General features: G+C 64.1%; 15 protein-coding genes and 1 tRNA gene. 7 read left to right on the forward strand and 9 right to left on the reverse strand.

Going from position 1 to position 18,039, the window contains the following annotated elements; translation table 11 throughout:
* Positions 1-36: 36 nt before the first annotated feature.
* From folE2 to ABFK29_RS08490, 5 genes are all read left to right on the forward strand, one after another.
* On the forward strand, positions 37-1,137 hold the full coding sequence (folE2, locus tag ABFK29_RS08470) for a GTP cyclohydrolase FolE2 (RefSeq protein WP_040604274.1): 1,101 nt from the start codon (positions 37-39) through the stop codon (positions 1,135-1,137).
* A 169-nt stretch (positions 1,138-1,306) separates the two neighbouring features.
* Complete coding sequence (locus tag ABFK29_RS08475; protein WP_005857004.1) at positions 1,307-1,534, forward strand: hypothetical protein; 228 nt, start codon at positions 1,307-1,309, stop codon at positions 1,532-1,534.
* Positions 1,535-1,584: 50 nt separating this feature from the next.
* Positions 1,585-1,953: a hypothetical protein gene (locus ABFK29_RS08480; protein ID WP_005857006.1), complete on the forward strand. Its 369-nt coding sequence runs from the start codon at positions 1,585-1,587 to the stop codon at positions 1,951-1,953.
* 59 nt (positions 1,954-2,012) lie between these two features.
* Positions 2,013-3,461 (forward strand): TrkH family potassium uptake protein, encoded by a 1,449-nt coding sequence (locus tag ABFK29_RS08485; RefSeq protein ID WP_005857017.1) that lies wholly within the window; start codon positions 2,013-2,015, stop codon positions 3,459-3,461.
* 1 nt (position 3,462) lies between these two features.
* Positions 3,463-5,046: a thiamine pyrophosphate-binding protein gene (locus ABFK29_RS08490; protein WP_005857019.1), complete on the forward strand. Its 1,584-nt coding sequence runs from the start codon at positions 3,463-3,465 to the stop codon at positions 5,044-5,046.
* 63 nt (positions 5,047-5,109) lie between these two features.
* Here ABFK29_RS08490 and ABFK29_RS08495 read toward each other — a convergent pair whose 3' ends face one another.
* Together ABFK29_RS08495 and ABFK29_RS08500 are read right to left on the reverse strand one after the other, a co-directional pair.
* Positions 5,110-8,199: a valine--tRNA ligase gene (locus ABFK29_RS08495; RefSeq protein WP_005857021.1), complete on the reverse strand. Its 3,090-nt coding sequence runs from the start codon at positions 8,197-8,199 to the stop codon at positions 5,110-5,112.
* A gap of 668 nt (positions 8,200-8,867) precedes the next feature.
* The gene (locus tag ABFK29_RS08500) at positions 8,868-9,083 is read right to left on the reverse strand and encodes a DUF1127 domain-containing protein (protein WP_005857023.1); all 216 of its coding nucleotides are present in this window, start codon (positions 9,081-9,083) and stop codon (positions 8,868-8,870) included.
* A gap of 223 nt (positions 9,084-9,306) precedes the next feature.
* On the opposite strand from ABFK29_RS08500, the gene ABFK29_RS08505 reads away from it, so the two are divergent.
* Complete coding sequence (locus ABFK29_RS08505) at positions 9,307-10,371, forward strand: Mrp/NBP35 family ATP-binding protein (protein ID WP_005857025.1); 1,065 nt, start codon at positions 9,307-9,309, stop codon at positions 10,369-10,371.
* Positions 10,372-10,673: 302 nt separating this feature from the next.
* Here the strand turns inward: ABFK29_RS08505 and ABFK29_RS08510 are convergent, their stop codons facing one another.
* From ABFK29_RS08510 to ABFK29_RS08525, 4 genes are all read right to left on the reverse strand, one after another.
* A complete protein-coding gene (locus ABFK29_RS08510; protein WP_005857027.1) occupies positions 10,674-11,792 on the reverse strand; it encodes a DNA polymerase III subunit delta' in 1,119 nt (372 codons plus the stop codon).
* A 50-nt stretch (positions 11,793-11,842) separates the two neighbouring features.
* Positions 11,843-12,481 carry a dTMP kinase gene (tmk, locus tag ABFK29_RS08515; RefSeq protein ID WP_005857029.1) on the reverse strand — a complete coding sequence of 213 codons (639 nt, stop codon included), beginning with the start codon at positions 12,479-12,481 and terminating at the stop codon, positions 11,843-11,845.
* Positions 12,478-13,659: a D-alanyl-D-alanine carboxypeptidase family protein gene (locus ABFK29_RS08520; protein ID WP_005857031.1), complete on the reverse strand. Its 1,182-nt coding sequence runs from the start codon at positions 13,657-13,659 to the stop codon at positions 12,478-12,480. The genes tmk and ABFK29_RS08520 overlap by 4 nt, the downstream gene beginning before the upstream one ends.
* A 268-nt stretch (positions 13,660-13,927) precedes the next feature.
* Positions 13,928-14,821, reverse strand: coding sequence for an SPOR domain-containing protein (locus tag ABFK29_RS08525; protein WP_005857036.1), 894 nt, complete (start codon positions 14,819-14,821; stop codon positions 13,928-13,930).
* A gap of 262 nt (positions 14,822-15,083) precedes the next feature.
* Here ABFK29_RS08525 and ABFK29_RS08530 point away from each other — a divergent pair.
* Positions 15,084-15,173, forward strand: a tRNA-Ser gene (locus ABFK29_RS08530).
* 43 nt (positions 15,174-15,216) lie between these two features.
* On the opposite strand, the gene ABFK29_RS08535 is transcribed toward ABFK29_RS08530, so the two are convergent.
* The 3 genes from ABFK29_RS08535 to ABFK29_RS08545 are packed head-to-tail and all read right to left on the reverse strand — an operon-like array spanning position 15,217 to position 18,007.
* The gene (locus ABFK29_RS08535; RefSeq protein ID WP_005857038.1) at positions 15,217-16,068 is read right to left on the reverse strand and encodes an ABC transporter permease; all 852 of its coding nucleotides are present in this window, start codon (positions 16,066-16,068) and stop codon (positions 15,217-15,219) included.
* On the reverse strand, positions 16,065-16,922 hold the full coding sequence (locus tag ABFK29_RS08540; RefSeq protein WP_040604328.1) for an ABC transporter permease: 858 nt from the start codon (positions 16,920-16,922) through the stop codon (positions 16,065-16,067). The genes ABFK29_RS08535 and ABFK29_RS08540 overlap by 4 nt, the downstream gene beginning before the upstream one ends.
* Positions 16,922-18,007 carry an ABC transporter ATP-binding protein gene (locus tag ABFK29_RS08545; RefSeq protein ID WP_005857042.1) on the reverse strand — a complete coding sequence of 362 codons (1,086 nt, stop codon included), beginning with the start codon at positions 18,005-18,007 and terminating at the stop codon, positions 16,922-16,924. The genes ABFK29_RS08540 and ABFK29_RS08545 overlap by 1 nt, the downstream gene beginning before the upstream one ends.
* Positions 18,008-18,039 lie beyond the last annotated feature (32 nt).

Genomic DNA, 18,039 nt, shown 5'->3' on the forward strand with positions numbered 1-18,039 from the left:
TAGGCGGTGGAAGTAATGGGCAGGGGACAACCCTTCATGAATGTGCACACACCCGAAATCGACCGGAAGCTGAGTCGCGAAGACGCGGAGGCCGCGCTTGCCGTCCTGCGCCAGTGGACGGGCAAAGCCCACGACTCCGAGATCGACGCGCTCGATCCCGCGCTGAAACATCTGGCGCCGGATGCGGTGGCAGACGGTTATCCCGATCTGTCCCGCGCCTTCCCCGAAGACTTCCAGACCGATGGGGACTACATCGCGTCGCTGCCTGACTTGCAGAACGGCCCGTCTTCGCTGATCCGCGGCGCAAAGCGCATGATCCAGCACGTGGGCATCTCGAACTTCCGTCTGCCGATCCGTTACCGCACACGCGACAACGGTGCGCTGATGCTGGAAACGTCGGTGACCGGGACCGTCAGCCTCGATGCCGACAAGAAGGGCATCAACATGAGCCGCATCATGCGGTCCTTTTACACCCACGCGGACGAGACGTTCAGTTTCGGCGTGATCGAAGCCGCGCTGGACGACTACAAGGCGGATCTGGACAGCTTCGACGCGCGTATCAACATGGCGTTCTCCTTCCCCGTGAAGGTCGAAAGCCTGCGGTCGGGCTTGTCGGGTTACCAGTACTACGACATCGCGTTGGAACTGGTGGAAAAGGATGGCGTACGCTGCAAGATCATCCACCTCGACTACGTTTATTCGTCCACTTGTCCCTGCTCGCTGGAGCTGTCCGAACATGCCCGGCGGGAGCGTGGACAACTGGCAACGCCGCATTCCCAACGGTCGGTGGCGCGTGTGTCGGTCGATGTGAAGCCGGGCGACTGCCTTTGGTTCGAGGACCTGATCGACATGTGCCGCCGCGCCGTTCCCACGGAGACGCAGGTCATGGTCAAGCGCGAGGACGAGCAGGCCTTTGCAGAGCTCAACGCCGCCAACCCAATCTTCGTCGAAGACGCGGCGCGTCTGTTCGCAGAACAGATGCTGGCCGATCCCCGTGTCGGAGATTTCCGCGTGGTCGCCAGCCATCAGGAAAGCCTGCACAGCCACGATGCGGTGTCCGTGTTGACCGAAGGCGATCTGTTCGAGGCCGAAAGCCTGGACCCGCGCCTGTTCTCCACGCTTTTCCACGTCAGTTGATCCGGACCCGGCAAAACGACCATGCGCCCGCCCTTCAGGCGGGCGTTTTTTTGCGCATTCGGCCATGTCGACCGGGGTGTTTCGCTTCGTCTACCTTTTCTGAACCGGAAAAGCGCTAGGTTGAGGCGCGTGGGAGGAAACCAGCAACCGTTTGGAGAAGGTTTCCTGAATGACTCGAGACAATGTGCAGCTCCGGATCGGGCATGTTTCTCTCTACAACAAGATAGACTGGTTTCTCGCCGAGCGCGGGCTTGGCTTTAATCCCGGCAGCCTCAGACGCGCCCGCCTGCGCCAGATCATCGAGTTGGAAACGCTCAGCGATTCCGATCTGGAAAGGATCGGATTGACCCGCGACGACATCCTCCCACACGTTTTCCGCGACCTGCTTCAGGCTTGACCCCGGGGCGCTGGCCAAGCACCTTGGCGGGACGCTTTGCGGGGAACGGAATGGACGAGCCAAAGGATCATCGCCTTCGCGGCACGTCCGTATTCGATCTGACGGGCGCGCAAACCTCGGTGTGGCAATGCTGTTCTGAAAGCTGCCGGACGCCGGCGGCCTTCGTGGGCGTGGCGATCTTCGGGCAAGCTGACGGGCGGTCGCGGGGGCACTACAATGCGACGCGCCTGCTCGGGTACATTGGGGGGAAGTTCGGCGGAGCCTCCGGCTTGCCGCCGTTCGACACTTGCGCCGACGGCGGGATAGCCCCTCATTTCCGGGGCACGCGCTTCTCCGATCCTGAAGACGGCAACCCAAAAATCGCCCAACACGACCGGGGATGCGCTGACCTCGGCCCTGCCGTGACAGGCCCTGCGTGAGCGAGAGAGCCATGCGGCCCAGCTTGACAGCGTCGCGCGCGCGCCCCAAGGCTCCGGTCATGTTCGATATCCGTCCTGTCGCCTATGTCATTGGCCTGCTGGTGGCCGCTTTGGGCGCCTGCATGCTGTTGCCTATGCTTGTCGACTTCGCGGAAGGGCGGGGGGAATGGCATGTCTTCCTCGAAAGCGCGATCGTCACGATGACAACCGGCGGGTTGATCGCGCTTGCCTGTGCCAACCGTGTGCAAGAGGGGCTGACCATTCAGCAGACATTCCTGTTGACCACGGGTGTCTGGGCGGCGTTGCCGGTATTCGGTGCCATGCCCTTCGTGCTTGGCGCCACCGAAGCCAGCTTCACCGACGCCTATTTCGAAGCGATGTCGGGCATGACGACCACCGGCTCCACCGTGTTCTCTGGGCTCGACGATCTGCCCAAGGGCCTGTTGCTATGGCGGGGCCTGCTGCAATGGCTGGGCGGCGTCGGAATCATTGTCGTGGCCATGGTGTTCCTGCCAGAGCTGCGTGTCGGCGGGATGCAGATCTTTCGCTCCGAGGCGTTCGAAACCATGGGCAAGATCCTGCCCCGCGCGACCGAGATCTCATCCTCCATCTCGACGATCTACATAACGCTGACCCTGTTCTGCGCGATCGCCTACATCTTCACGGGCATGAACGCATTCGACGCGACGGTACACGCGATGACGACCGTCTCGACCGGGGGGTTTGCCAATTACGACGCCTCTTTCGGTGTGTTTTCGGGACCGGCGGAATATGTGGCCTCCGTGTTCATGATCCTGGCGGCCCTGCCGTTTGTCCGTTACGTCCAGATGATGAACGGCAACAACCGTGCGTTGCTGCACGACAGCCAGGTGATCGCTTTCGTGGGTGTGATCGTGGTGCTGTCCGTCGTCACGACGATCACGCTTCTGACGGTGTTTCCGCATCACCCGGAACAGGCCGTCCGTGAGGCGCTGTTCAATATCACCTCGATCATCTCAGGCACCGGTTATTCCAGCGTCGACTACATGAAATGGGGCGCCTTTCTGGTGGCGATGTTCTTCTTCATCGGGCTGATCGGCGGTTGCGCGGGATCGACGGCCTGTTCGGTCAAGATCTTCCGCTACCAGCTTCTGTTCGCCTCCATACGGGTGCAGCTGCGTCGCATCCGCGACCCGCATGGCGTCTTTATCCCGCGCTACGAAGGCCGTCCCATCGGTCCCGAGGTCATGAGCTCGGTGATGAGCTTCTTCGTCTTCTTCGTGGTGTCGCTGGGCGTGCTTTCGGTGGTTCTGAGCCTCCTTGGGCTCGACTTCATCACGGCGGTGTCTGCCGCGGCGACGGCGCTGGCCAACATCGGGCCGGGGCTGGGCGACCAGATCGGTCCCGCGGGCAACTTCTCGGGGTTGTCGGACGGCGCTAAATGGGTGCTGAGCTTTGCCATGCTCGCTGGCCGGCTGGAGTTGCTGGTCGTGTTCACCCTGTTCACCATCAGGTTCTGGAGAGGTTAACATGCGAACCCTTGGGGCGGAAATCAGCCATGCGTTGAAGGCGCGCGGGGTGGAGGTCGTGTTTGGCATCCCCGGCGTGCACAACGTTGAGCTTTATCGCGGGCTCGAAGAAGCTGGGCTGCATCACGTACTGGCGCGTCACGAACAAGGGGCCGGCTTTATGGCGGATGGCTACGCGCGGGCATCCGGTCGGCCGGGCGTCTGCTACCTGATCACCGGGCCGGGCTTCGTCAACGCGATGACGGCGCTGGGACAGGCCTACAGCGACAGCGTGCCGGTTCTGGCCGTGGCATCCTGCCTCGACGAAGTGGCGGCGCGGCGCGGCCAGTTGCACCAGATGCTGAACCAGACCGGGGCGGGGGCCTCGGTCTGCGACTGGTCGGAGGAGGCCCGTTCGCCGGAAGCCGCCTATGCCCTCATCGACCGCGCGCTGGGTGAGTTCGCGGCCGCGCGCCCCCGGCCCAAAGCCCTGCATGTGCCGATCTCGCTCCTGGAGCAGGCCGTGGCGCCTGCGCCCGCGCCCGGTGTGGCGACCGGTCTGCCCCAAGTGTCCCATAGCCGGATGACGGAGGTGGTGAACGCCGTGCTGGCAGCCGAAAGACCGCTCTTCGTATTCGGCGGCGGTGCGCGGGGCGGTGCGGAGGTCGCGGCGGATGTGCTGCGCATGACCGGTGCGGCCAGCTTCACGACGTACGCGGGGCGGGGCATCGTGCCGGGGGACACCCCTTTGCACTTCGGTTCCTCCCTCGCACGCCCTTCCAGTGCGGAGGTCTTTGCCCAGGCGGATCTGGTCGTGGCGCTGGGGACGGAACTGTCGGAGGTCGACCTGTGGCGAGACGAGCCAGGGCACAGCGGCCAGATGATCCGCGTGGACATAGACTCGGAGGTCCTGTCCGGCCTGAAGGCGGGCGACATGGCGGTCTGTGGCGATGCCGGCGCTCTTTTGCACGCGATGGCCGTGGCGATCCCGGCCCGGACAGAGGACCGGCGCCCGCGCTGGGATGCGGCGGCTGTCGCCCGGCAGCGCGCGTCATGGCGGGCGGAAATAATGTCGGAACGCCCCGGTATCGTCGAAGTTGCGGAGGCGCTTCGGGCGGTCATGCCGGACGACGCCATGATCTATTCGGACATGACGCAGTTCGCCTACGGCGCGAAGGAGGTCTGGGACATGCCGCGCGCCGGACACTGGCATCACCCCTACGGATTCGGGACGCTTGGCTACGCCTTGCCGGCGGCGATCGGCGGGTCCGTGGCACGGCCCGGAATGCCCACCTGCGCCATCCTCGGTGACTATGGCCTGCAATACACCCTGCCAGACCTCGGCACTGCCGTCGAACTGGGCCTGCCGCTGCCGATCCTCGTCTGGGACAACTCCGAACTGGGCGAGATCCGGGACGCCATGGTGCGCAGCCAGATCGCACCGAATTCCGTGGTGGCCCGCAATCCGGACTGGCTGGCGCTTGCCCGCGCGTACGGGGCTCAGGCGGTCCAGCCAGACAGCCTGACGGCGCTGCAGGACGCCCTGACCGCCGCCTTCTCCGCCGATGGGCCGACCCTCATACGCATGACGCCGGCCATTGTCTGACCGGCGTCACAGCAGTTCGACGGGCTGATTGGCCGCGCCGCCGAGGCGGGGCCGCTCCTTCGATCAGCCCAGTTCGGAGAGACGGGCCAAGGCGTCCTTGATCTTGGCTTCGTCGGCTTCTCGCGCAGCGAGGTTGTCGCGCGCCTCCTCCACCACTTCGTCGGGCGCGGACTCGATGAACTTGGGATTGTTCAGACGTCCACGCAGGCCGCCCAGCTCTTTCGCCAGCTTGCCAAGCGTCTTTTCGAGCCGTGCCTTTTCCTCGGCCACGTCGATGATGTCGGCCAATGGCAAGGCGAGTGTGGCGGCCCCCACGGGAATGGTGATGCAGCCCTTCGGGAAGGCCCGGACCTCGTCCATGCTCTCGATCCGGGCGAGGCGCTTGATGAGCACCTCGTTGCGTTGCCACGCGCCACGTTCGTCGTCGGACATGCCATTGACCAGCGTCGGAACGTAAAGGCCGGCTGGCACGTGCATCTGCGCGCGGGCAGAGCGGACGCCCTCGATCAGCGCAATGACCCAGGACATTTCGGCATCGGCCTTTTCATCCACCGCGGCAGAGGCCTCGTAAGTCGGCCAGTCGGCGTGCACCAGCATCTTGGACCGCTCGCCCAGCGTGCCCCAAAGCTCTTCGGTGATGAAGGGCATGATCGGGTGCAGCATGATGAGGCACTGGTCCAGCACCCAGGCCATGGTGGCGCGGGTTTCTGTCACGACGGCGGGATTCTCCGCGTCGAACAGAGGTTTGGAGAATTCAACGTACCAGTCGCAGACCTTGCCCCAGACGAAGCCGTAGAGCGCCGAGGCCGCATCGTTGAAGCGGTACTCCTTCAGCGCGAGGTCGACGGTTTCGCGGACACGGGCTGTTTCGCCGACGATCCACTTGTTCACCGTCTGCTGGGCGGGCACCACCCAAGCCGGGTCCGCGGCGCTTTCGTGCGAGTCGAAGACGTGGTTCATCTCTGCGAAGCGACACGCGTTCCACAGCTTTGTGCCGAAGTTCCTGTATCCCGCGATCCGGTCCACGGACAGCTTCAGCACGCCGCCGATGGAGGCCATGGACGCATTGGTGAACCGCAGTGCGTCGGCGCCGTATTCGTCCACGATTTCAAGCGGGTCGATGACGTTGCCGGTCGTCTTGGACATCTTCTTGCCCTTCTCGTCGCGGACGAGCTGGTGCAGGTAGACGGTGTGGAACGGGATCTCGTCCACCACGGCAAGTTGCATCATGATCATGCGCGCCACCCAGAAGAACAGGATGTCGGAGCCAGTGATCAGCACGTCCGTCGGGAAGTAGCGCTTCATCTCCTCGGTCGGTTCCGGCCAGCCAAGGGTCCCGATCGGCCAGAGACCGGACGAGAACCATGTGTCCAGAACGTCCGGGTCACGGAAGATCGGCAATTGCATCGGACCGTCGAAGGTGCGGATCGTGCCCTCGTCGGCCACGTCCATGGTCTCGCGCAGCTGGACCAGCACTTCGGCGGCCTCGGCGGCGTCGGCAACGACGCGGAATTCCGTGCCTTCGGCCGACATGGCGACGGCCTTTTCAAGCGCTTCTGCTTCGGTCGCGGCGCAGATCGGGAACCAGTCTTCCTCGCCGGGGATGTACCAGACCGGGATCTGGTGGCCCCACCAGAGTTGACGGGAGATGCACCAAGGCTCGATGTTCTCCAGCCAGTGGTAGTAAGTCTTTTCGCCCGACTCCGGCATGATGGTGATGCGTCCGGAACGGACCGCGTCCAGCGCCGGGCCGACGACTTTCTCGGCATCGACGAACCACTGGTCGGTCAACATCGGTTCGATCACCACCTTCGAACGGTCGCCAAAGGGCTGCATGATCGGCTTGGACTCGACGAGCGGCACGAGTTCTTCTGAGCGATCCTCGCCGCCTTCTTCGGGAGCGACCGGCGCCTTGATTGGTTTGCCGAGGCGCGGATCGGTGGGCTCCGTCATCACTGCCAGACCCTCGGCGGTGATCTCCGCCACGACCTTTTCGCGCGCTTCGAAGCGGTCGAGCCCGCGCAGGTGGTCGGGCACGAGATTGATGAGGTCGGTCTCTGCCTCTGTCAGGGTCCGGTCGCCCTTGGCCACGGCCATGGCAATCTCGGCAGCCTCGGCATAGGACGCGCCGTCGTCACGCATGTACCCGGCGCGGTCCATCAGACGGTACATCGGAATGCCGCCGCGCTTGGCCACCTGGTAGTCGTTGAAGTCATGCGCCCCGGTGATCTTGACCGCGCCGGAGCCGAAAGTCGGATCAGGGTATTCGTCGGTGATGATCGGGATCAGGCGGCGGTGTTCCTTCGGTCCAACCGGGATCTCGCACAACTGGCCGACGATGGGGGCGTACCGCTCATCGGAGGGATGCACCGCGACGGCACCATCGCCCAGCATGGTCTCGGGCCGGGTGGTGGCAATGGAAATGTAGTCGCGCTCTTCCTCGAAGACGACGTTACCGTCCTCGTCCTTCTCGACGTAGACATAGGTCGCCCCGCCCGCGAGCGGGTACTTGAAGTGCCACATGTGGCCCGGCGTCTCGATGTTCTCCACCTCCAGATCGGAAATGGCGGTCTCGAAGTGCGGGTCCCAGTTCACCAGCCGCTTGCCGCGGTAAATCAGGCCCTTCTGGTACATGTCGACGAAGACCTTGATGACGGCATCGTGGAAGTTGCCGCGGCTGTCAGCCTCCGGCGCACCGGGCGCGCCGGACATGGTGAAGGCGTTGCGGTCCCAGTCGCAGGAATCGCCGATGCGCTTCATCTGATCGATGATCGTGCCGCCGTACTGCGTCTTCCAGTCCCAGACATGGTTCAGGAATTCCGCCCGGGTCATATCGGTGCGGCGGACGTTCTTTTCCGCCTTCAGCTTCTTTTCGACCTGAAGCTGGGTGGCAATGCCCGCGTGGTCCTGCCCGGGTTGCCAGAGGGTGTCGAACCCGCGCATCCGGTGCCAGCGGACGAGGATGTCCATAAGGGTGTGGTTGAAGGCGTGGCCCACGTGCAGAGCGCCGGTCACGTTCGGAGGCGGCAGCATGATGCTGAACGACTCGTCGCGCGACTTGTTGGCGCCGGCGCGGAAGGCTCCGCTGTCGAGCCACTTGGCCGAGAGACGCGGTTCTGCCTCTGCGGCGTTGAATGTCTTTTCCAAAGGCATGTTGGGACCTCGTGTTCTTTGGGGTCTGTTACCGAATGGCGGCGGGAAGGGGAAGGCTTTGGCGTCCTGGCGCCGGTCGGGACGGACCTGTTTCCTTCGGAAAGGCGGCCCGCCCGCCCGGGCGAACCCGTTTCTTGCGGAACCGGGGCCTGAGGGGAAACAACGCAGAACCACATCGGGATCCGGCTGGCATGAAAAAAGCCCGCGGTGACGGGCACCGCGGGCTGAGTATACGAGCGCCCCAGGGAGGAGGAGAGGGGCCTCGATCCGAAATGGAGTGCGGCGGCACCAGGGAGGAGGAGAGGTGCCGCCGCTTATGCTCGAACCCCAGGGAGGAGGAGAGGGGTCAGGCATAGTCTGGCCCGAAGGCCGTTGTAGGGTGCGACGGTGCCAGGGAGGAGGAGAGGCACCGCCGCTTATGCTCGAACCCCAGGGAGGAGGAGAGGGGTCAGGCATAGTCTGGCCCGAAGGCCTTTGTTCGTTGCGCGGCGGCGCCAGGGAGGAGGAGAGGCGCCGCCGCTGATGCTAAGACCCCAGGGAGGAGGAGAGGGGGCTTGCATCTCTGGGCCTGTCGGCCCGTTGTTTCTTGTGGCGGTGCATCCAGGGAGGAGGAGAGGATGCACCGCCTAAGACGGAAGGGGCGGGAGGAGGAGTGCCCCTAGCCGAATTCAGAGTTCGTATGCCGCCTGGTAGGCCACGCGACGGATTTCGCTGCGGCCAAGGCCCAGATCGGCCAGTTCGCGGTTGCTGAGCGACGACAGCTCACGGAAAGTCTGGTTGAAGACCTTGCGACGTGCGCGGCGTGCGCGGATGGTTTCGACGATCCCGGAGAAGCTGGTCAAAGCGCTTTGGGGCTGCGTCGTGTATTCGGTTGCGTGTGCCATGATTACGTGCCTCTGTTGGCGTTGCTGCCTCGGTTGATCCAAAGATGGAGCAAATGCTGCGGGTGCACAACGCCCTCATCGACAATGCTGCCATGCGGAATGTGCATACAACATGCGAGTTTTGCTTATTATTTAGCAAGCTTGGTGTGCAGCATTTCGGTCTTCGGTTGAGGCGACGCGGGGTAAACGCCACTGAAAGCGGCAAAAGGAAGGGTATCGGGCGATGACTTTGGAAAAAGCGGACGTCGAATCAATCTTGGCGCGGGTAAAGGTTTCGGAGGGCGAAACCTTGGGCTCGGCCGACATGATCCGGGCGCTTGTAGTCGAGGGCGGCGCGGTGCGTTTTGTCATCGAGGCGCCCACTCCGGAACGTGCGAAGCAGATGGAGGCGGTCAGGGCGGACGCGGAGGCGGCGGTGCGGGCGATTCCCGGCGTGACTTCTGTTTCTGTTGCGCTCACGGCGCACGGCCCTTCGAAACCTGCCCCGTCGCTCAAGATGGGCGGTCACATGCAGCCGCAGGCCGGGCCGATGAAGCCGGAGGGGGTCAAGGCAATCATCGCCATTGGCTCCGGCAAGGGCGGTGTGGGGAAATCCACCGTTTCGTCCAACCTCGCCGTCGCGCTCGCGCGCGCGGGCAAGAAGGTCGGGTTGCTGGATGCGGACATCCACGGTCCGTCACAGCCGCGCATGTTCGGTATCACCAAACGTCCGGCCAGCCCGGACGGAAAGACCATCGAGCCGCTGCACGCGCATGGCGTCACCCTCATGTCGGTCGGTGCCATGTTGCCGGAAGAAAAGGCGGTGATCTGGCGGGGTCCGATGTTGATGGGCGCGCTGCAGCAGATGTTGATGCAGGTTGCCTGGGGGCCACTTGATGTGCTGCTGATCGACCTTCCGCCGGGCACGGGGGACGTGCAGCTTACACTGGGGCAGAAGTCGCAGCTTGCCGGGGCGATCGTGGTCAGCACGCCCCAGGATGTGGCCTTGCTCGATGCCAAGAAAGCATTGGATGCCTTCGCCACGCTGAAGGTGCCAGTACTGGGTCTCATTGAAAACATGGCCGTCTTCACCTGTCCGCATTGCGGCAAGGACAGTCATATCTTCGGTCACGGCGGAGTCGCGGCAGAGGCGGAGCGGCTCAGTCTTCCGCTGCTGGCCCAGTTGCCCATCGACCTCGACACCCGCGTGTCGGGCGATGCGGGGACGCCGGTGGCTCTGGGCGACGGGCTCATGGCGGAGGCCTACGCCAAGCTTGCGGACCGTTTTATAAGGGGCGGACTGGTCTGACGGGCAGAGTATCGGAGGGGCGTTGCGCAGGCCCGGTCCGAAGGGCAAACGAAGTGTTCATGTCGTTGAAATGATGCGCGTGTCAACTTTGGGTTGCACAATCCGGCCGATTGAGGGGGTGTAATCGGCCGGTTGGTAACCATTTTACACACTAACACTCGACCGACTCGCCCCGATTTCCCCCGAGCAAAGCCGTTCGGTTCGCATTATGACAAAGGTTAACAAATCGTTAACGTCTTTTTCAAGATGACGTTGCGTCACCCTTGCGGCGCGGTTCAAACAGCCCTCTGAAACCCTCGTTTTTATGCTGCATGCTGCAGGTGCAGAAACATATCTGTAATGAGCATGGCCGGATCGACGTTGACGGCGCGCGCATGCCTTGCCCTGTCGCCTGTCGTCTGGATTGCCTCCGCCCAGGCGCGTCCGCGCGCTTTGTCGGGCGCAAGCCGAAGCAGGATCTCCGCCTCTCCCGGCACGATTTCGGGTGGAGTGTGGCCGGTCACGCCCGTTCTTGCCAGACGCGACACCAGCCGGTCGGTCAGGGTGAGCGCCAAAGACAGGCGGTCCTCACGCCCCTTGCCGGCACAACTTTCGGCCAGCGCCAGCATAGCGGGCCGGTCGAGACGGGGCAGGCTGCCCAGTACCGACAGGATCTGGCGGTACAGTGCGAGACCGTCTTGGTTGAAAAGACGCACCGCCGTGCCGACCGACCCTTCGGACAACATGGTCATGGCCAACGTGTCTTCCGCGGGTATGTCGATCCGTGCCTGATCGAGTGCGGCGCGCATGTCGCCCTCCTCGAGCGGGCCGAGGCGGAGCGTGCGGCACCGCGACCGGATCGTCGGCAACAGCCGGGCGGGCTGGTGCGAGATCAGCAGCAACGTGGCACGCGCAGGCGGCTCTTCCAGCATCTTGAGAAGCGCGTTGGCCGCTTGCGTGTTCATTTCGTCCGCACTGTCGACGATCACGACGCGCCTGCCGCCATCGGCAGAGGACAAAGCGAAGAAGTTGAAGAGCTTGCGCACCTCGTCGACGCGGATCAGATCCGACAGCTTGTCGCCCTTGTCGTTAGGGCCGCGTCTCAGCAGGAAAAGGCCCGGCTCGGACCGCGCGAGCATGCGTCGCGAGACGGGATGATCTTCAGTGATATCGAGCGTTGCCGGCGGTGGTGGCGCGCCGAAGAGCCCGTCGTCCTCTTGTGGAGGTGTCGCCAGCAGGAAACGGGCAATGCGCCAGGCGAGGGTGGCCTTGCCGACGCCCCTCGGTCCGCTGAGCAACCAGGCGTGGTGCAGCCGTTGCGAGTTGAAGGCGGCCAGGAAATCCTTCTCTGCCTGCGCCTGACCGAACAGGTTTAGGGTGGTACGTGGGTGGGGTGCGCCCTCGACGGCGTCCGGCTCCGGCAGGTCTGCAGGGTCAGCCATGACGGAATGGCCCCCGGGGCAGGTCCGCGCGGTGCGTCACCGCAAAGGCGTCACGGTCTGGCATCCAGTGCCTCCATAACCGTGGCGTGAATGTCGGCGGCGACGTATTCCGGCCGTCTGTTGCCGTCGATCACGCGGATTCGTGCAGGAAACTCCTCGGACAGTGCAAGAAATCCCGCGCGCATCTGGAGCTGAAGCGCGATTCCGAAGTCTTCGAACCTCTCTTCGGCGGTGGCGCGGGCTTTCGCCCGTGACAATCCGGCCTCCGGGTCCATGTCGAGGATGATGGTCAGGTCCGGTTCCATCCCGATCATTAGGTTGTGCAGCTTGTCGACCGTATCGCGCAGCCCCTGGCGTCCCTGGTACAGACGGGTGGAATCGGCAAAGCGGTCGCAGATCACGACCTCGCCACGAGTTAGAGCGGGGCGGATCGTCCGCTCCATGTGGTCGCGGCGCGCGGCGGTGAACAGCAGAAGCTCTGTTTCCGGGGACCAGCGATCCGGATCGCCCTGCAACACGAGGGCCCGGATTTCTTCTGCGCCCGGAGAGCCACCGGGTTCTCTGGTCAGGAGTGCCGTCATCCCGTCCGCGGACAGCCGTTCCGCCAGCATGCGGGCTTGCGTGGATTTGCCGGAGCCGTCGATCCCTTCGAAGGACAGGAACAGCCCGCTATGACCGCGGCCGTTCACGAGGCGCCTGCGTCCCCGGTTGTATCGGGTGTGTCTGAAAACCGTTTCAGCAGGACCTGGCTGACGGTCAGCATCCGATCCATGAAACCGCCCGCGGGCACGTCGCCCGCAGCCACGAGCGGGACACGGGTTTCGGGCAGACCTTCGGGCTGGATGATGAGTTCGGCGAGCCTCTGCCCCTTGTTGACCGGGGCCTGAATCGGACCGGTGTAGACGACCTCTGCCGTGACGCCGCCCGCTGTCATGGTCGGCAGGAGGAGGGTGATATCCTTTTCGGAGACGAGGTCGACGTGGTCCTGTGCACCCAGCCAAAGCTCGGCCTGCGTGATCGGCTGGTCCTTCTTGACGATGGTCTGTTCGGCGAATTGCCGGAAGGCCCAGTTCACGATTGCTTCGGACTGTTCGGCACGTTCGCCGGCGGTGGCCAGACCCGTCATGGCAAAGATGATCCGGCGCTGGTCGTTCTTCGCCGACCCCACCAGCCCGTAGCCCGCTTCCTGGGTATGGCCGGTCTTCAGCCCGTCGGCCCCGATGTTAAGAGACAACAGCGGGTTACGATTGTTCACATTGGAAGGCGCACGACCGTCGAACTCGAACTTCTTTTCGCCGAACATCGGGTAGAATTCGGGGAAGTCCTGAATGATGTGCAGCGCCAGAAGCGTCAGGTCGCGCATCGACATGACATGCCCGTCGGCGGGCCAGCCCGAGGCGTTCTTGAACGTCGAATTGGTCATCCCAAGCTGGTGGGCGCGCTGGGTCATCAGGCGCGCGAACCCGGCTTCCGTGCCGTCGGGGGACAGCGCCTCGGCCAGGACGGCGCAGGCGTCGTTGCCGGAAAGCACGATGATGCCGCGCAGCAGGTCCTCCACCCGAATCCGGTCCTTGGTGTTCAGGAACATGGTGGAGCCGGTGTAGGACATGGCATGTTCCGAGACCGGCAGCCGTTCGTCGAGCGAGAGGCGCCCGTCGCGGATCGCCTCGAACGTGATGTACAAGGTCATCAGCTTCGACATGGAGGCTGGCGGCACGGCTTCGTCGGCGTTCTTCGCCAGAAGGACCGTGCCGGTGGTCACGTCGATCACGTGCGCGGCGGTGGCCTTCGTGTCGAATGCTGCGGCCTGCGTGGCCAGAAGAATGGCGGTGCCGGCGGCGAGAAGGCGGCGTGTCGTTTTTCGCATGGGGGCCTCGGAGTAGATGCTCGATTCTGCTCAGGGATGTTTATCGCTCATGTGGCTGGCTGTGTCACCCGGCGGTGGCGGCGGATCGCCTGTGAAGCCGGCCAGAGCTGGACACGTCTCCGCGACCGGTTGGCCCAAGCTCCGGCCGATCGCGTGGGCATGACGATGATACGGAAGGCAAAAAGGGCCGCGGATGCCCTGTCAGCACGGTTCGTCTCGTGAACGGTCGACAGCGTGGCCCGGACAGAGGCACCGGGCGCCCGCATCGTCAGTCGGACACGGCGTAGGCGTCTTCGAACCCGGACGACTTGATGGTTTTCAGGAGCTGCGCGCGCTCCGCCTCGGTCTGTGCAGGGCCAACGACAACGCGCCAGAACGGCTTGCTCTTCATCGTGCCGGGCTTGACGGTGGGCAGCATGCCTGCCTGACGCATGGCTGTCGCGGTGTTGTTGGCGTTCTCCTCGACCGAGAAGATGCCGATCTGCAGGTACGGTCGGGCGAGTTTCGAGGCCGCAGGGGGCTTCGGCGCTGCTGCGGGTTGCGCAACCGCGGCCGATGCGGGTTCGAGTGCCGCCGTCTGTACCGGCATGATGCTGTCGTCAGCCGTGGACGACGCGGTGTCGAGCGCGCGCGAGGCGCTGTCCAGCACCGGGTCCAGTGCGCCTTCGGTCACGTCAGGAGCAGAAGGCAGGGCGCCGCCGGCTGCCATCGCCAAGGGGTCGGCCTGGGCGTCTTCCGGTGCCTTCATCTCTTCGCGGCGCAGCGCGACGACGTCGAGGTTGGCCGGTGCGCCCGCCAGCATGCCGATGGCCGCGGCCGCGTCGGAGGACACCTGAATGCGCGGACCGGGCGACGACCGCTCCTTGCGGAACAATGCGCCGATGACGAACTTGCCGTTCGCCGTGTTGCGGATGATCGTGCGTTCCGGCTCTTCGACGTCGGGGTGTGCGACCCAGACTCCGCCCAGCGACGGACGTCCGTCCCAGAGACCCGCTTCCTTGGCCGAGAAGATTTCCGGCGCTTCTACGTCCCGCTCGGTCGCCAGGGCGCCTCCCGGTGCGGATGCGGCGCGCGACACCTGCTGGCCATCGCCCTTGGGCTTGAGGAAACCCGGCATCTGCCCCTCGGAACATCCGGTTACGACCAACAGGGCGCTTACCATCACGGACGCTCGCAGGGTTCTGCCTTTGGAAGAAAGACTGCTCATCTTGTGCCTCGTGCCTCTTGTGCCGCGTGTTACGCGGCGCCGCACCGGTTATCCGGCAACAGCTTTGATCTGCCTCTGATCGGGCTCTGACGTCCCTTGTTCCGCTGGAGAGTAACGTTTTGGGATCGGTCTGAAAAGCCTGCATCGTTCCAATGCGCGGTTTTTCCGTCGTGCGTGCTTTCAGAATCGTTTTTCAGGGGGTATCGATGCCCGCCACGGAGGTTTGGCAGAGTGGTCGATTGCGGCGGTCTTGAAAACCGTTGGGCGTGAGAGCGTCCCCAGGGTTCGAATCCCTGAGCCTCCGCCACAACCCATTGGAATGCTGCGGTCGTATTGTCGGAGTGGCGCGTTCAGGGACGTCGTTGGAACAGAATGACCAGCAGCGCCAGCAGCGACGAGCCCAGCATCAGCAGCAGCGACACGGCATTGAGCAGCGGAGTAGAGCCCTCTTTCAGCCGGTCGAACATGGCGATGGTCAGTGGCGCGTCGGAGCCCACCAGCATGAGCGTGGTGTTGAAGTTCTCGAAGCTCATCAGGAAGGCCACGACAACGGCGCCGATCATCGCGGGCGCGAGGAAGGGCAGGGTGATCGTCCGCACCGCCGTCAGCCGGTCCGCGCCAAGGTTCAGCGCCGCCTCTTCCAGCGTGCGGTCGAACTTTTGCAGCCGCGCCGAAATGACAAGGGTGGCGATCGTGGTGATAAAGCTGAACTGCCCCAGGATCACCAGCAAGAGCCCCGGCCGCAGCGCCTGGATGTCCATCTGAGCCAGGTCCCAGATGCCATTGGCCAGCGTCGAGGAAAACACCAGGATCGAGATGCCCAGCACGATCCCCGGGATCACCAGCGGCAGCAGCATCAGCACGTAAAGCACGGATTTGCCGCGAAAGTCGTAGCGGTTGAAGAGGAAGGCATTGGTCGTGCCCACCGCCACCGACAGCACAGCCACACAGAGCGCCACGAGGGCCGAGGTGCCGACCGCGCGCAGGATGCCGCGTTCGTGGAAAACGCCGATCTGCGGCCGCTCGGCGCCGAAGAACCAGTTCCAGGTAAACCCCTCCCAGGGCAGCGACGGGAACTGGCTGTCGTTGAAGGCAAAGACCGCCACCACCGTCAGCGGCAGCGCGAGGTAGAGGAAAAAGAGCGCCACGTAGCCGGCATAGACCAGTCGGAAGGCGCGCGAGGAAGGTATCGTCGGGATCATCCCATCGTCTCCTTCAATGTACGGCCCGTGAGGCGCAGCATGCCCCAGACGATCACGGAGCTCAGCACCAGCAGCATGAAGCCGAAGGCGGCGCCAAGTTCCCAGTTCGATCGCACGATGAACTGGTTGTAGATCATCTCGGTGAACCACAGGCTGTCCTTGCCGCCCAGCATGGTCGGCGTCAGGTAATTGCCGAGGCTCAGCATGAAGACCACGATGCAGCCCGACACGATGCCGGGCATGGCATGGGGGATGATGATCTCGCGCAGCACCGAAAGACCGGAACCACCAAGGTCATAGCCCGCTTCGATCACGCTGTCGTCCAGGCTTTCCAGCGTCGTGACAAGCGGCACCACCATGAACAGCATCGAGGTATAGACGAGGCCGACCATCATCGTGGCATCGGTGTAAAGCATCTCGACCGGCTGATCGGCAAGGCCCGTCCATTGCAAAAGGTTCGACACGATCCCGGTCTCGCGCAGCAGAATCATCCAGCCGAAGGTGCGCACCAGCTCCGAGACGTAGAACGGGATCAGGCAGAGCATGAAAAGCACCTGTTGCAGCCGCCCCTTGGCCATCTTGGCGATGTAATAGGCGACCGGAAAGGCGATCAGCAGCGTGATCGCCGTCGCCAGTACCGACATGACCGCCGTGCGCGCGAAGGTCCGCAGGTAGAGCGGTTCGGTCAGCGCCTTTTCGTATTGCGTGAGGCTGCGGTCGTAGACGCCGAAACTGACGCGTTCGCGCAGGCTGATCAGCAGCATGTCGATATGCGGGATGATGATCAGCAGGCCCAGCCACAGCACAAGGGGCGTCAGCAGCAGGTAGAAGGCGATGCGGGACTGGCTGCGCATCAGCTTGCCCCGAAGCAGGTCGCCTGGCCCGCGCCCCAACCGATATGCACCTTGTCGCCGCGCTTGAGCGCGGCGAATTCGCCGGACTGCGGCAGGGTCACCTCGAGCGTTTCGCCGGCCGCATCCTCGACCAGCACGCGGCTGGCGGCGCCGTTGAACAACAGGCTCGTCACCGTGCCCTCGAGCCGGTTGTCAAAGCCCGACAGCGCCTCGGCACTGGCGGCAAGCCGGATGGATTCGGGGCGCACGAAGATCTCGGCCCTGTCGCCCTCGGCCAGGGTGGCCCCGGTGGCCCGCATGGCCAGCCCGCTGTCGGTACGCAGCTGCACCGCGCCGGCCTCCGCCCGTTCGACCCGGCCGGTCCAGCGGTTCGACTCGCCGATGAAACCGGCGACAAAGGGGGTGTCGGGGCGGTAGTAGAGGTCCTGGCCCGTGCCCACCTGCTCGAACCGGCCGGCATTCATCACGGCGATCTGGTCCGACATGACCAGCGCTTCGGACTGGTCGTGGGTGATATAGACAAAGGTGGTGTCGAAGGCGGCTTGCAGCGCCTTGAGTTCGACCTTCATGTGTTCGCGCAGTTTGAGGTCCAGCGCGCCAAGCGGTTCGTCCAGCAGCAGTACGTCCGGCTCAAGCACCATGCAGCGGGCAATGGCCACGCGCTGCTTTTGCCCGCCCGACAGCTCGTCGACCTTGCGCGCGCCGATGCCCGGCAGCCCAATCCGGTCGAGCGCTTCATCGACCTTGCGGGCGATCTCGGGTTTGGCCATGCCGCGGCGGCGCAACCCGTAGCCGATGTTCTCGGCAATCGTCATCATGGGGAAAAGGGCCAGATGCTGGAACACCATGTTCACCGGGCGTTTGTTCGGGGGCGTGTCCAGCACCGAGCCGCCCTTGATCCGGATATCGCCCGAACTGGGGTCGAGGAACCCCGCGATCATCCGCATGATCGTGGTCTTGCCGCAGCCCGAAGGCCCGAGGATCGAAAAGAAGCTGCCCGGCGGCACCGAGAAAGAGACGTTGTGGACAGCGGTCGTATCGCCGAAACGTTTGACGAGGTCGGCGCATTCCAGATCAGGGGTCATGTGAAGTCCGTTGAGTGGGGCGGCCCCGCGCA

It is taken from the genome of Sagittula stellata E-37, from assembly GCF_039724765.1.
GTDB classification, from domain to species: domain Bacteria; phylum Pseudomonadota; class Alphaproteobacteria; order Rhodobacterales; family Rhodobacteraceae; genus Sagittula; species Sagittula stellata.

Coding starts and splice junctions, on each gene's coding strand:
- folE2 (WP_040604274.1), top strand. CDS start 37: ATGAATGTGCACACACCCGAAATCGACCGGAAGCTGAGTCGCGAAGAC.
- ABFK29_RS08475 (WP_005857004.1), top strand. CDS start 1,307: ATGACTCGAGACAATGTGCAGCTCCGGATCGGGCATGTTTCTCTCTAC.
- ABFK29_RS08480 (WP_005857006.1), top strand. CDS start 1,585: ATGGACGAGCCAAAGGATCATCGCCTTCGCGGCACGTCCGTATTCGAT.
- ABFK29_RS08485 (WP_005857017.1), top strand. CDS start 2,013: ATGTTCGATATCCGTCCTGTCGCCTATGTCATTGGCCTGCTGGTGGCC.
- ABFK29_RS08490 (WP_005857019.1), top strand. CDS start 3,463: ATGCGAACCCTTGGGGCGGAAATCAGCCATGCGTTGAAGGCGCGCGGG.
- ABFK29_RS08495 (WP_005857021.1), bottom strand. CDS start 8,199: ATGCCTTTGGAAAAGACATTCAACGCCGCAGAGGCAGAACCGCGTCTC.
- ABFK29_RS08500 (WP_005857023.1), bottom strand. CDS start 9,083: ATGGCACACGCAACCGAATACACGACGCAGCCCCAAAGCGCTTTGACC.
- ABFK29_RS08505 (WP_005857025.1), top strand. CDS start 9,307: ATGACTTTGGAAAAAGCGGACGTCGAATCAATCTTGGCGCGGGTAAAG.
- ABFK29_RS08510 (WP_005857027.1), bottom strand. CDS start 11,792: ATGGCTGACCCTGCAGACCTGCCGGAGCCGGACGCCGTCGAGGGCGCA.
- ABFK29_RS08520 (WP_005857031.1), bottom strand. CDS start 13,659: ATGCGAAAAACGACACGCCGCCTTCTCGCCGCCGGCACCGCCATTCTT.
- ABFK29_RS08525 (WP_005857036.1), bottom strand. CDS start 14,821: ATGGTAAGCGCCCTGTTGGTCGTAACCGGATGTTCCGAGGGGCAGATG.
- ABFK29_RS08535 (WP_005857038.1), bottom strand. CDS start 16,068: ATGATCCCGACGATACCTTCCTCGCGCGCCTTCCGACTGGTCTATGCC.
- ABFK29_RS08540 (WP_040604328.1), bottom strand. CDS start 16,922: ATGCGCAGCCAGTCCCGCATCGCCTTCTACCTGCTGCTGACGCCCCTT.
- ABFK29_RS08545 (WP_005857042.1), bottom strand. CDS start 18,007: ATGACCCCTGATCTGGAATGCGCCGACCTCGTCAAACGTTTCGGCGAT.